The organism is Robertmurraya siralis, from assembly GCF_005502275.1.
GTDB classification, from domain to species: domain Bacteria; phylum Bacillota; class Bacilli; order Bacillales; family Cytobacillaceae; genus Robertmurraya; species Robertmurraya siralis.
On the sequence record NZ_SWLZ01000009.1, the window covers coordinates 19,661 to 32,814 of the forward strand.

Sequence of the window (13,154 nt, forward strand, 5' to 3'; positions counted from 1 at the left end):
TTCTAAATTATATCTTCCGAGTCAAGTATAATTCAATTTTTTAAGGTCCTCAAGCAATTGTTACACAGTTGTTCAATGTTCTCTATAATATTAACGATCAGGATCTTTTGGATGCAAAACACTTGGCCTGCGATTTTTTAGCGGAATTGGTGATCGAAACATAACATCGACAAACGCGCGAAAATGAAACGGGATAAACGGCCAGAGATATGGGATTCCAAATGATTGCATCCGAGCAAGGAATATAACAATCAAAACGGAACCAATTAATAAACCATATGAATGAAAAGCAGCGGTAGCAAGCAACAGAAAAATCCTTACAAGCCGATTTGCAAGGCTCATTTCATAGCTCGGAGTTGCAAACGTTCCCAATGCAGCAATAGATAGGTATAAAATAACCTCATTCGTTAATAAACCGACTTCAACGGCTACCTGTCCAATCATCAACGCTGCCACAAGCCCTAGTGCTGTCGCTAATGCTGAAGGGGTATGGATCGCTGCCATTCTTAACATGTCAATGCCAATTTCAACAAATATAAATTGAAGCAACAGCGGAATTTCCCCTTTATCATTTGGTCCGATATAGGATAGAGCATCAGGAAGAAGACTGGGATTGATCGAAAATAAGTACCATAGGGGTAGAAGAAAAATGGATGCCCACACAGCCGCAAAACGGACAAATCTTAAATAAGAACCAATGATCGGTTTGTTTCGATATTCTTCGGCGTGCTGCAAATGATGCCAATACGTACAGGGAGTAATAATGACGCTAGGAGAACCATCAACAATGATGCAAACATGACCTTCATAAAGATGACTAGCTGCTGTATCCGGCCGCTCTGTGTAACGAACAACCGGAAAGGGATTCCAATGGCGACCTGAAATGTATTCCTCTATCGTTTTCTCTGCCATCGGCACGCCGTCCGTATCAATTTTACTAAGTGAATCTTTTATTTCCTGCACCATATTTGGCTCGGCAATATCTTCAATGTAGCTAATGACAATATCTGTCTTAGAACGTCGGCCAATTTGCATGTATTCCATTCTTAACGTGCGATCCCGTACCCTTCTTCTTGTAAGGGCCGTATTAAAAACAAGCGTTTCCACATATCCATCCCTTGAGCCGCGTACAACTCTTTCTATATCTGGTTCTTCTGGGCCCCTTGCCGGATACGTACGAGCATCAATTAAGATTACTTGTTTGATTTCATCGACGACCAAGGCAGTAGGTCCTGCCAACACCATCTCTACGACTTTATCCAAATCATCGGTAACTTCCACTTCAACATAGGGAAGATACGTTTTGATTAGCTTGTGTAAAGTATTTGGTTCAAGTGCTTCTTTTGATAATTTTGCAAGAAATTTCATGATTAAATGTAAAATATCATCTTTGACAAATCCATCAATAAAGTAAAAGGCCATTTTTCTTTCAGCATACTCCACATCCAGCTGCAGAACATCGAAGCTCTTTTCAACACCCAATTGTTCTTTTAAGTAGCTGATGTTTTCGTCTATGTTGGCATGCACAAGTTTCTTAGCTTTTTCCTCCATAATCCACCTCAAATCCTTTTCCAACAATGTCCTCTTCAGCTTAGACATTCCAAGGAAAAAAAATACTCTGCCATCCTTGAGGAATTAATAAGGTGAACTAACATTTATTTAGTTTTATCGTTTTTTTCTTTTAGGCTTTATTAAAAGCAGTGATCGAAAACGGAGATCATTCGGATTTTAATCACAATTCCATCCAGAACTGACAAAAGACATCGATAGTCTCGATGCCTTTTGTCGACAATTTGAAATCAATTAAATTGATTTAACAACTGGTGATATTCATCCGTTGGGTTAATTTCCACCGCTTTTTCTGCATGAACCTTAGCTTTTTCAAATTCCTGCTTATGTAAATAAACAAGGGCAAGATTATAGTGTGCTTCATGGAAATTTGGCTCTACTTCTATTGCTTTTAAAAGTGATTTTTCGGCCTCGTCAAACTTTTCCAACTTTATTTCAGAAAAGGACAATAAAAAATAATATTGAGCAGACGGCTCCTCCCTATTCGGAAAATCACTTAATAGCTGGTACGCTTCTGTAAATCTTTCTGATTCGAAATAATCTTGAACAAGTACTAATACAGATGTTTCATCTAAAACCTGCTTTGGATTTTCAAAACCATATCGAAGCATCCCACCTGCTACAACAAGAGTTAGCGCTAAACAAATCGCTTGCAGTGCAATCTTCCGCTTTTTTGGAAAATGAACAATACCTGAAGCTAAGAAGCCACCGATAAGACCACCAATATGACCTGCATTATCGATTCCGGGAACAGTAAAACCAAATAATAAATTGAGCGCTAAGACGACAAAAATATTAAGTCCCATTGTTCGAAGAAACAATTTGGGATAAGTGGCGCCAAAATAAAGCAAAGCACCAAAACAGCCAAAAATGGCACCACTGGCACCAGCAGAAAGATTAGGACTAAAAATGAAACTCGCAACAGTACCGGCAAAACCAGCTAAAATATAAATGAACAAGAAGCGACCCCTGCCAAATATTCTTTCCACCGCCGTCCCTAAATAGAATAAGGCCAGCGTATTCATTGCTAAGTGAAGAAAACCAATATGTAAAACCATTGGCGTGAGGAAACGCCACCACTCTCCTTCTAAAATAAGCGGGTTAAATTTTGCGCCAAATTGAATTAATGTACTTGTGTCGGTGCTCCCACCAAACACCTCAAGTACTAAAAACATCAAGACTTGAATCGCAATAAACATATATGTAAAAAATGGTTTTCCTTGTTCAAAAAGAGCTTTCTCCTGTCTTTCACGTTGAACAGCAGTATTTAAAACCTCTCTTTTCAGCTTTTCAACCGCTTCCTCCTCCACAGGGATTTGCTCGGAAATGTTAAGCTCCATATTGAAAAGCTTTTCTAATCGCTGGATTTCCTCGATATAATTAGAATTTGCAATTAGAGAGGACGTTACCTTCGTCTTATTTTGTACCGGATCAAAGTAAGGCTTTAACAGCCGAAATTCATAATCATCAACAGGTGGATAGGACGAAACATAAATATTCGCAACTTGAAGCTCGCCCCTTGTCATTTGTTTTCGGATTCTTTCACCATTTACTGCGGTTCGTTCAATATCCTGCTGCAACCAGTTACTCCAATCAATATCATAATGAAGCAAGCGAACTATTTGAGCTTGTCTATTTTCTCTTTTTTCCAACCATAGTTCATTTTGATCACTGGATAACTTTATCATTCTATAGCCAAGCTCAACAATAAATCCATGAGCAAGTTTCCAAAATAAATAGCGTTCGTTATTAATCAAAAATTCCCCCTACTTTCACATCACAAATCTTATTCATTCAGAGAGTCCATTCATTACCTCCATTATAAACAAATATTGTGGAATTTTATAAGAATAGCCCCTTACGCGATTAAAAAGATGACAATCTAACCGTAGATACAGCCACTTTCCCATGATTTATCTGCTTTGTTCAACAATATTGATGATCGATTTTTGACCCAGCTTTTGTGAAACAACGCTTTCACACGAAATAAACAACACCTGCATATAACAAATCCATGTAAAAAAATGAGAAAAGGAGAATGGGCATAAAGCAAAAAAGGCGAAAGCCCTCTTTTAATCACTATCCAATAACCAAAAATACCCAAAAACCTACACAAAAGAAAAAGCTGATATCAAAAAGTCGTTTCCAACGACCTGTTGATACAGCCTCTCTTAAATTAACTATTTCCATATTGTTTTTGTGCTCCGCCTGAAAATAGACTGCTAAACATCTGATTACGAACGAGGGGAATGCGCATAAAGGACGAGACTAAAACCCTTCTCATCATGCTATTTCCCAGTAAAAAGTTGGCAAGGCGAAAGCGATTCTGAAATACCCAGTAGCCTCCGATTCCAATGAGAAGCAATGATACTAAACGACCCATTTATATCCCTCCTATGGAAATAGTTTGAGATATTTTCTTGGCTTTTATCCGAAAAACCTGGAATAATTTTTTGACTGTGAAGCTTACAAATTGAGCATAGACAGGGACTGTCAATCACCCAAATCTTTCTCAAAAAAATAAATCTAGTTACTTAAAACAGGCCCCATCGTTTTCTTTAAAACTGAGACTGAATGGGCAAACTTTACCTTTTCTGTTTCATCTAAATCTAATTGGACAATTTCCCGAATCCCTTTTCGATTAACCACTGCCGGTACACCGATATAGACATCTTCATGCCCGTATTCACCATTAAGAAAAGCAGACACAGTAAGCACTGAACTCTCATTTTGAAGAATCGCCTTCGTCAATCTAACTAATCCCATTGCGATACCATAGTAAGTAGCACCTTTACGTTCAATAATATGATATGCAGCATCACGCACATTCAAAAATAGCTGCTCTAAATGCTCCTGTTGATACTCATCCTTCGTACCAATCCAATCAGATATCTTTCTTCCTGCAATATCAGCATGGCTCCAGACAGGAAGTTCCGTATCTCCATGCTCTCCAATAATATAAGCGTGAACATTTCGTGTATCTACTTTAAAGTAATCGCCTAGTAAATAACGGAATCTTGCTGTATCTAGAATCGTCCCCGATCCAATGACCCGTTCTTTTGGAAAGCCCGAAAACTTCCAAACAGCATATGTTAAAATATCAACTGGATTTGTCGCAACAAGAAAAATACCTTGAAAGCCACTCGCTACTATCTCATCCACAATCCCTTTGAAAATTCGCGTATTTTTTTCAACGAGGTCAAGGCGAGTCTCTCCAGGCTTCTGATTAGCCCCTGCACATATAACGACAAGGTCAGCGTCCTGACAGTCAGAATAGTTTCCAAACCAAATTTTTGTTGGCGATGGAGCAAATGGAATTCCATGGTTTAAATCCATCGCATCTCCCTCAGACTTTTCCTTATTTAAGTCAATTAGGACTAACTCTTCAGTGACTCCTTGATTAATTAACGCAAAAGCGTAGCTTGAACCTACTGCACCAGTACCAATTAAGACAACTCGATTAACACGATCGATCAAAATAAAAAACCTCCTCAAAAATAATAAAGTTCATTGATCACGATGCATCCCAGCAGCGCTGCTAGCAAACTCGATAATAAATTTACAACATCATTATTTAATAATGAAAACCCTCTAATTTTTTCTGTCCTTTGACCGCAATGGTAGGTTTTCTCCGTTTCAAGCGAACAGTGATTACAGCGATAGGTTGCTTGAAATAAAGCTCCGAGTCCCGTATCGAGTAAATTTCCAAAAAAGCCAAACAGAAACACTAAAAATGCAATTTCAATGGAAAAGGCAAATAAAAATAGCGAGGCAATTGCAATGAGCGCCGAGCCTGCAATTCCAGCTAAAGTTCCTAATGCACTGATGGCTCCTGAAGTGCCTTTTGGCACCAATTGAAATGATCGTACACTAAGTGGAAGTTTTTTGCTAAGTGTACCGATCTCCGAAGCCCAAGTGTCTGAATTTGAGGTTGCAATCAAGATGCAAAAAGCGATTACATATAACGGCTCACCTGTTATATAATAGAGAAGGCTTGTTAGCGCAGCACATCCACCATTCGCAATGACTTGTAGCCAATCTCTGCGCGAACCTTTTGCTAACCTTTCTTCTACTTGGTCTTTTTGGTCCTTCTTGTACTTAGACCAATAGCTTGAAGTAGCAAAAAATAACCCTAATAGAAACAAACCTTCTATATGTAGTCCTAACACCGTTAGTATACCAACAAATGCTGCTGCAATACTCCCAGAAAGGGTTAAAAAACGCCCGACATATCCAAAGAAGACAGCTATAATTATAATGATAAAGTAGAAAAAGCTATTCATGGGTAGATATAATCTCCTCTGTCGTCACAATTTGTCTGACAGGTATATCATGACTCTCGATAGGAAGAGCGTCAAGCAATTGCAACGGAAAAGCCAATGCTACATTGTTTCCTTGATAATCCGCCATAAATCGGTCATAGTACCCGCCGCCAAAGCCAAGGCGATATCCGCTCTTCGTAAAGGCTAATCCTGGTACGATCAATAAATCAATTTTTTCTTTCTCGACTTTTAGCGTTTGTTCAACAATTGGTTCGTATAGCCCATAATAAACGCTTTCTAACTGCTCAAATGCGGTCAAGACCCGAAAATGCATCCTTCTTTTTTGGGGCTCACATTTAGCCACGACAACCACTTTATCCTCTTCCCAGGCTTTTCGAATAATTTGATATGTATCGACTTCAGGTACTCGAGAGATTGTAATGCCAATCACTTTGGCCTCCTGCCAGAGCGAAGTCGAAAATAAATTTTGTGCAATCTTGTACGAGAGATGCTCATATTCAGGTTTAGACATTTTTTGTAACTGTGCTTGTAAAGATTTTCGCAGTTTTGTTTTCTCTTCCATGCTTTGCCTCCACAAGTAGTTTATTAAGAAATTATATAAGCGGCTTGTATCCGTCATAGATGTACGAAATAAAAGAATGAACATCCTTTCCTAAATCATAAAAAAACAGCAGGAAATAGATTCCCACTGTTTACTTTGTTTCACGATGTGTTGTGCTTCTTTTGTCTCTTGGGCAATATTTTTTTAGCTCAAGACGATCTGGATTGTTGCGCTTGTTCTTTTTCGAAATATAGTTACGCTCTCCACATTCAGTGCAAGCTAAAGTAATGTTTACACGCATGAATTTCCCTCCAAACTACTATCTAACTGTTGTTCCACATACGACTTTTCTATAATATCACTTTTTGCAAGGAAATGCTAGTGCGTTTTTTCTTCTTGTTCATATAAACAGCAAAGCTTTTTTTATTGCTTGATTAAGCTGCAGCGCTTCTTTTTTACTTTCCCCTACTACCGTCCAAGAACTTGCCTTGCAGGTTTCATTAACGGCGATCGTTCCATCCAATGAAAAAATACTCGCCATCATCCCTTTAGCCATTGGCTGGTACTGAAGAACTCCTTTTCCAAGCGATTGCCATATATTTTCTGTATTAACCTTCCACATCGGTTGTACTGTAGCTTGATCCATCGTCTTGCCTTGACAGTATCCATTGACTAAATAAAGCAGTGGGTTCATTATATGAAATATCGCTTTTTCCACCGGAGCAACAAAGGTAAGAACCTCTTTTGAGATTTCCGGATAGTGATGAACAAAGAGCACCTTAATATCCCTTATTTCGTCCCCATGATTTTTTATAAACATCTCATGAATTTTCGTTTTTGAATGTATGGAACGTTCTTTCACAATGACTGATATATTCTCTTCAGAAATAAGCTTTTCCCGACTATCCCTAAGCCAATATATTTTCCCACCGATCCAAATGCCAGGTGTCGCCATCAATCCACTATAAACATTATTTTCACGTTCAGTACTGGTTATTGTATTAAGTGTTATATTTGCTTCCATTACTTCCCCTTCTCATCATATTTATTTTGATATTCCCAATTGCATATTTGCGATCATCATGATTTCTTATGAATTTTTTAGATATTGGCTTTGTTAAACAATATTGTTGAGAAAACTTTTTTGCTTATTTCATGTGAAACCTTGGTTTCACATATCTTTCTGCATAACTGAAGGACGTAAGCCAAAATCAATACCGACATATAACAAAGCCTAAATATTCAATAATGTCAGAAAAAAACATTTCAATGAGCTCTCCTTTATGTTAGCACTGATAGCGGGAGCCCACAATAAACGCATTTTGTCATTTTTTGTTTTCATTTGGAGACCACTTTCACTCGTTATAAATCTGCAATTTTCCCTGTAAAATAGCAATTATTAGTTTCTTTCGTCAATACCATCGAAAAACGTCGATTTAAATGGTAAAATGGTCTTCGTACGAACTGACCAACATAAAGAGGTGAAAGACAATGGAATATATAGTACCTGGTTTACTTGGATTATCTATTTTGCTATTTATTATTTCATTCTTTATAAAAGACCCCTATAAAGAGATAAAAAATGAACTTGATCAATTTTCAATGCAGCAAATTCAAGAAATTTATCAATTGAAAAGAAAAATCAAAGTATTGGAGGAAGAATTGCTCATCGACGATCGGGATTTTCAAACTGTTTCTTCATTTCCAGAACCTAAAAAGGAGATCCATGCGATCATTAAAAATCAAGTTTGGTCACTAGCACAACAAGGGGTATCCGTTGCCCAAATCGCCAAGCAATCCTCGTTAACAAAAGAGGATGTGAAAGATATTATTAATGAACTATCAGCAGGTGTGAGATATGAATAAACATACACTGCGAGCTTTTGCACTTGGGATTATTCTCGCTGTTGTTCTGCTCCATTTCACTGTTTTAGAACGTGAACCGGAAATACCTATAAATAGTGCAAAAGAAAGAATAACAGAGGCGGGATTTATTGTTTTGACTAAAGAAGAATTTAACGATTTAGAGAATAAGCAAATGGAGCCTCCAGCGAAAGAAACCAAGACAAATGAAGAAACTCCAATTGAAGAAAAAAAGCAAATCACATTAGAGATTAAGCTAAACATGAGCACAAAGAAAATAGCAGATATTCTTGCTAAAGAGCAAATCATCGAAAACGCTGGCGAATTTGAACAGTATTTAATCGAGCATGGCTACCATACGAAGGTTCAGATTGGAAGCTTTGAGCTCAACAGCGAAATGACCTATGAGGAGATCAGTAAAATCATCACAAAAAACAAATAAGAAAATAGAGAAGCATTTTGCTACCTTCATATTTTATTTTGTCACCAAAAGCGTCGAGATTACTACTTCTCGATGCCTCTTGGCATTTTTGGATGGAATTGCGCTTAATATACGTTGATTTCCGCCCCAGGCGCTTGCTTTCCGGTGGGCGGTGAGCCTCCGAAGCAGTCGTTTGAGCCACTTGAAAAGTTTTCAGCGTCTATTTTTGCAGAATTTCTAGAACTGCTGTCCTCTGTTCTGTCGAGGGAGAACGCAAATGACGTTGGTTTATGGCAGATTGTTTTAAATATTGGACTCCTGCAGACTTCATTTATTCTGGTTAGTCGAATTGGGAGCTTATTCGGACTTGACCTTAAAAGTTTCACGCGTTGTTCTGTCCGAATACACCTCTTATTCGGACAAATGTCTTTCTCGCTTTCCCCATTCTGTCCGAATACTCCTCTCATTCGGACAAATGTCTTTCTCGCTTTCCCCATTCTGTCCGAATACACTTCTCATTCGGACAAATGTCTTTCTCGCTTTCCCCGTTCTGTCCGAATTCTTCCTCTCCATTAATACCACTAAAAAAGTCAGTATAATGGACAACTCCCCATTTTTACTGAGTTTTTCAGTGGCCTCTCAGTCGCTCCTTCGGGTCTTACCTGACCGCAAATCCCCGAAGAAGCAAGCACCTTCCACTCCACTCAACTAGTTTGAGTCGTACTCAAGCAAATTGCCAAGTCCAATTAGCCAATTTATTTAAGTTCATGGCACTAAAAGTAAGCGTTGCCTGTATGAACTTGTTTTTAATCCCATAAGGTAGTCCATCGCATTCTTTTGCATCAGCAAAGACTCGTTCAAGCGATTCTTTACGGCATGCGAATATTTCATTTGTGTGACGAAGGTAGTTCAGCCTCTTCTCCATAGTTATATAAACTATGAAATCCATATTTCCTCAACGGCAAAAAAGACTAGAGGCAAACTTGGTTTCATCGAGTTTGTCTCCAGTCTGAGAAGGAAGCCTGTTTACTCCCATCTTTCTTCATTTCATGCATTTAAATCATAATGTCTCCCTTTGACGAGGTAGAAAATGCTCTCTGCTATGTTTGTCACATGGTCCGCCGCTCGCTCTAAGTAGCGACAAACAAACGATAATTGGGTAATTTGACTAATGTTATCAGGATGCGAACGATGTAACTCTAGAAGCTCGCGGATGGACGAACCATATAATTCATCCACTTCATCATCCATATCTGCAACCTTTTTCGCACTGACAACATCTTCGTTACCAAAAGCCTGAAGTGATAGGTTTAGCATCTCTGTTGTAATACTATACATTTTCTTTACCTGCTGAAATGTGCGCACATGTTCTTCATTTCCAATTCGGATCGTTGATTTCGCAATATTGACGGCAAAATCACCAATTCTTTCAATATCAGTAGCAATCTTTATGGCGACAATGATCCGTCGTAAATCGATTGCCACGGGAGCCTGCTTTGCTATTAATAGGATGGCAAAATCATTAATTTCCTCATACAAAGCATCCGCCTCTGAATCATCATCAATGACCTTAAGAGCCTTTTCAAGGTTACACGTCTCCAGGGCCTCGATTGAATTCTCCAAAGCTTGATTTGCCAGTCTCCCAAGCTCAAGGAGTTTCGCTTGTAATTCATTCAGATCAAGCTGAAACTGTTCTCTTACGACCATGAAACCTACATCCTCTCCAATGCAATTTATCCAAATCGCCCAGTTATATAATCTTCTGTACGTTTATCTGAAGGGGTAGAAAAGATTTTATCTGTTGCATCAAATTCAATTACTTCTCCATTTAAAAAGAATGCTGTTTTATCAGAAATACGGGCAGCCTGCTGCATATTATGAGTAACGATAATAATGCTAAAATCTTTCTTTAGTTCCTGAACAAGTTCTTCAATTTTCAAAGTCGAGATTGGATCAAGTGCAGAAGTCGGCTCATCCATTAAAATAACGTCTGGCTCAATTGCTAAACAGCGTGCAATACAAATTCGCTGTTGTTGCCCACCAGATAATCCATATGCATTTTCGTGTAGTCTATCTTTCACTTCATCCCAAATTGCTGCACCACGCAAGCTTTTTTCAACAATTTCATCTAAAATCTTTTTATTTCGAATTCCATGGATTTTAGGGCCGTATGCAATGTTTTCATAAATCGACTTTGGAAAAGGGTTTGGTTTTTGAAAGACCATTCCAACGCGTGTACGTAAATCCTCAACCTTATAAGATTTATTCAAAATACTTTTTTCCCGATATAAGATGTCTCCTGAAATTTTTACAACAGGAATTAATTCAACCATACGATTCAACGTCTTGATGAAGGTGGATTTTCCACATCCGGACGGTCCGATAATAGCCGTCACTTCATTTTCAAAAATATCAAGATTAATGTTCTTTAATGCGTGATCTTCGCCGTACCAAAGATTGAGCTCCTTTGTTTGAAAGGCAACCTTTTTACTCTTTTGGGCAGGCTCAAGAGTTCCTATATTTGCTGGACTCACAAAGTTCTTCTTCACTTTTGTCATCACTGCCATTCTTTTCATTCCCTTCATCAATATCTCTTCTGATATTTATTGCGGATAAAAACTGCTACCGAATTCATTAAAAATAAGATGAACAATAAAACAACGATTGAAGCAGCAGCTAAATTTGCATATTCCGTCACTAGTGCAGCATCTATTGTCCAGTAATAAATTTGCAATGGCATTACTGTAAATTTATCGAATATTCCTTCTGGAAGCGGGATTAAAAGAGCTGGAATACCTAACACAACTAATGGAGCTGTTTCGCCAATGGCCCGCGATAATGCTAAAATAATTCCTGTCAAAATCCCTGGAATTGCTGCCGGCAAAACGACATTTTTGATCGTTTGCCATTTCGTGGCTCCCATCCCATATGAAGCATCCCGCAAATATTGAGGAACCGCTCGAATCGCCTCTTGCGCACTAACGACAACAATCGGAAGAACAAGCAATGCCATTGTAAGTCCACCGGCCAAGACAACCGCACCTAAACCTAGTCCTCTTACAAAAACGGTTAAGCCTAACAAACCAAAAACAATTGACGGCACACCAGCAAGATTGGAAATATTCGTTTGAATAAACGACTGGAAGCGCCCTTTTTTAGCAAACTCCTCTAGATAAATAGCCGTTCCAACTCCAAGAAAAAAAGTAACGGGTGCAACAACGACCATGAGCCAGAAGGTTCCGCTTATTGCCCCAAGAATTCCTGCCTTCTGCGGATCTGTTGAGAGCTTATTTGAAAGAAATTCAAAATCAATCCATCCAAGACTATCTGAAAAAACGCGATAAATTAGGATGACAAGGACTACTAGCCCTACTAAAGTGGCTAGGAAGAATAATCTTTTGGCAACCTGATTCAAAAGTAAACGGGAACCTAATTTTTTCTGTATTTGTCCTGAGTCAAAATATTTCATGTTTAGTATTCCTCCCTAAATTTACGAGAGATATATTGGGCAATTAGGTTCATCACAAGGGTGAAAACAAATAACGTCATCGCAACTGCATATAAACTATAGTAGAGTGTTGAACCTGCCGGAGCATCTCCACCAGTTACCTCTACAATATAAGCGGTCATCGTCTGCATAGACTGTGTAATATCGAAGGTAAAGTTTTTCGAACTACCACTTGCAATTGTCACAATCATCGTTTCTCCAATTGCTCGGGAAATAGCTAAAACAAATGATGCTACAATCCCTGAAATTGCCGCGGGAACAATTACCTTCCATGTTACTTCTAATTTCGTTGCTCCAAGTGCAAGAGCACCTTCCCTCATCGAGTTCGGAACTGCACCAAGCGCATCCTCTGAAAGTGATGCTACCATCGGGATGATCATAATTCCCATGACAATACCAGGACTCAAAATATTTGTTGGTTCTAAACTTGGAATTAAAGATCTTAAGATAGGAGTAACAAATGTAAGCGCAAAAAAGCCGTATACAATCGTTGGAATTCCTGCAAGGATTTCCAAAATCGGCTTTACAACCTTCCGTACTTTCTCAGATGCATATTCACTTAAATAAACGGCTGTCATTAAGCCAATCGGTATTGCAACGACCATCGCTATAGCTGAGGAGATTAATGTACCTGTAAGTAAAGGGAGAACACCGAACTGCGCATTCTGCCCTAGAGGCTTTAATACTGTACCTGTAAAAAATTCAATGAATGAGATCTCTTTAAAAAACGCAACAGTTTCAGACAATAGCGTTACTAAAATACCCAATGTCGTTAAAATGGAAATTACAGCAATAACAAATAATGTTTTCGGGATTACTTTTTCTACCACATTCGTTAAAGATGCAGTTTTCTTATTTTCTTCGATCATCTTTCTTACTTGACCAATCGACTTTTCCAACGTAACGTTCCCCTTCCAGAATTTGACCCTATTTATATACAAGAAGGCATTTATATAAACCTGAAAGACG

Annotated in this window: 14 protein-coding genes; 2 read left to right on the forward strand and 12 right to left on the reverse strand. The window is 38.5% G+C overall.

The features are described 5' to 3' along the window. Positions 1–90: 90 nt before the first annotated feature. From FCJ93_RS12495 to FCJ93_RS12530, 8 genes are all read right to left on the reverse strand, one after another. Entirely contained in the window at positions 91–1,551 is a 1,461-nt protein-coding gene (locus FCJ93_RS12495; RefSeq protein WP_095307073.1) for a spore germination protein, read from the reverse strand. A gap of 248 nt (positions 1,552–1,799) precedes the next feature. After that, entirely contained in the window at positions 1,800–3,326 is a 1,527-nt protein-coding gene (locus tag FCJ93_RS12500; protein WP_137743838.1) for a rhomboid family intramembrane serine protease, read from the reverse strand. 419 nt (positions 3,327–3,745) lie between these two features. After that, positions 3,746–3,952 (reverse strand): hypothetical protein, encoded by a 207-nt coding sequence (locus FCJ93_RS12505; RefSeq protein ID WP_095306815.1) that lies wholly within the window; start codon positions 3,950–3,952, stop codon positions 3,746–3,748. Positions 3,953–4,095: 143 nt separating this feature from the next. Continuing rightward, a complete protein-coding gene (locus FCJ93_RS12510) occupies positions 4,096–5,046 on the reverse strand; it encodes an L-lactate dehydrogenase (RefSeq protein ID WP_095306816.1) in 951 nt (316 codons plus the stop codon). A 14-nt stretch (positions 5,047–5,060) separates the two neighbouring features. Further along, on the reverse strand, positions 5,061–5,852 hold the full coding sequence (locus FCJ93_RS12515) for a DUF92 domain-containing protein (RefSeq protein WP_137743839.1): 792 nt from the start codon (positions 5,850–5,852) through the stop codon (positions 5,061–5,063). Then, entirely contained in the window at positions 5,845–6,414 is a 570-nt protein-coding gene (locus FCJ93_RS12520) for a 5-formyltetrahydrofolate cyclo-ligase (protein ID WP_137743840.1), read from the reverse strand. Before FCJ93_RS12520 ends, FCJ93_RS12515 begins: the two co-directional genes overlap by 8 nt. 130 nt (positions 6,415–6,544) lie before the next feature. Then, on the reverse strand, positions 6,545–6,694 hold the full coding sequence (gene rpmG / locus FCJ93_RS12525) for a 50S ribosomal protein L33 (RefSeq protein WP_095306819.1): 150 nt from the start codon (positions 6,692–6,694) through the stop codon (positions 6,545–6,547). Positions 6,695–6,793: 99 nt separating this feature from the next. Then, on the reverse strand, positions 6,794–7,417 hold the full coding sequence (locus FCJ93_RS12530) for a hypothetical protein (RefSeq protein ID WP_137743841.1): 624 nt from the start codon (positions 7,415–7,417) through the stop codon (positions 6,794–6,796). 467 nt (positions 7,418–7,884) lie between these two features. On the opposite strand from FCJ93_RS12530, the gene FCJ93_RS12535 reads away from it, so the two are divergent. Both FCJ93_RS12535 and FCJ93_RS12540 read left to right on the forward strand, forming a co-directional pair. Continuing rightward, positions 7,885–8,259 (forward strand): hypothetical protein, encoded by a 375-nt coding sequence (locus FCJ93_RS12535; RefSeq protein WP_095306821.1) that lies wholly within the window; start codon positions 7,885–7,887, stop codon positions 8,257–8,259. After that, positions 8,252–8,698 carry an endolytic transglycosylase MltG gene (locus FCJ93_RS12540; RefSeq protein WP_137743842.1) on the forward strand — a complete coding sequence of 149 codons (447 nt, stop codon included), beginning with the start codon at positions 8,252–8,254 and terminating at the stop codon, positions 8,696–8,698. The genes FCJ93_RS12535 and FCJ93_RS12540 overlap by 8 nt, the downstream gene beginning before the upstream one ends. 1,026 nt (positions 8,699–9,724) lie before the next feature. On the opposite strand, the gene phoU is transcribed toward FCJ93_RS12540, so the two are convergent. Genes phoU through pstC form a run of 4 tightly spaced genes read right to left on the reverse strand, consistent with a single transcriptional unit; the run spans position 9,725 to position 13,054 of the window. Further along, positions 9,725–10,384 carry a phosphate signaling complex protein PhoU gene (gene phoU, locus FCJ93_RS12545; protein ID WP_095306824.1) on the reverse strand — a complete coding sequence of 220 codons (660 nt, stop codon included), beginning with the start codon at positions 10,382–10,384 and terminating at the stop codon, positions 9,725–9,727. A gap of 26 nt (positions 10,385–10,410) precedes the next feature. After that, positions 10,411–11,262 carry a phosphate ABC transporter ATP-binding protein PstB gene (gene pstB, locus FCJ93_RS12550; protein ID WP_235879471.1) on the reverse strand — a complete coding sequence of 284 codons (852 nt, stop codon included), beginning with the start codon at positions 11,260–11,262 and terminating at the stop codon, positions 10,411–10,413. Beyond that, complete coding sequence (pstA, locus tag FCJ93_RS12555) at positions 11,262–12,146, reverse strand: phosphate ABC transporter permease PstA (RefSeq protein ID WP_095306825.1); 885 nt, start codon at positions 12,144–12,146, stop codon at positions 11,262–11,264. The genes pstB and pstA overlap by 1 nt, the downstream gene beginning before the upstream one ends. 2 nt (positions 12,147–12,148) lie before the next feature. Then, positions 12,149–13,054, reverse strand: a complete 906-nt coding sequence (pstC, locus tag FCJ93_RS12560) for a phosphate ABC transporter permease subunit PstC (RefSeq protein WP_095307090.1) — start codon at positions 13,052–13,054, stop codon at positions 12,149–12,151. Positions 13,055–13,154: the final 100 nt, after the last annotated feature.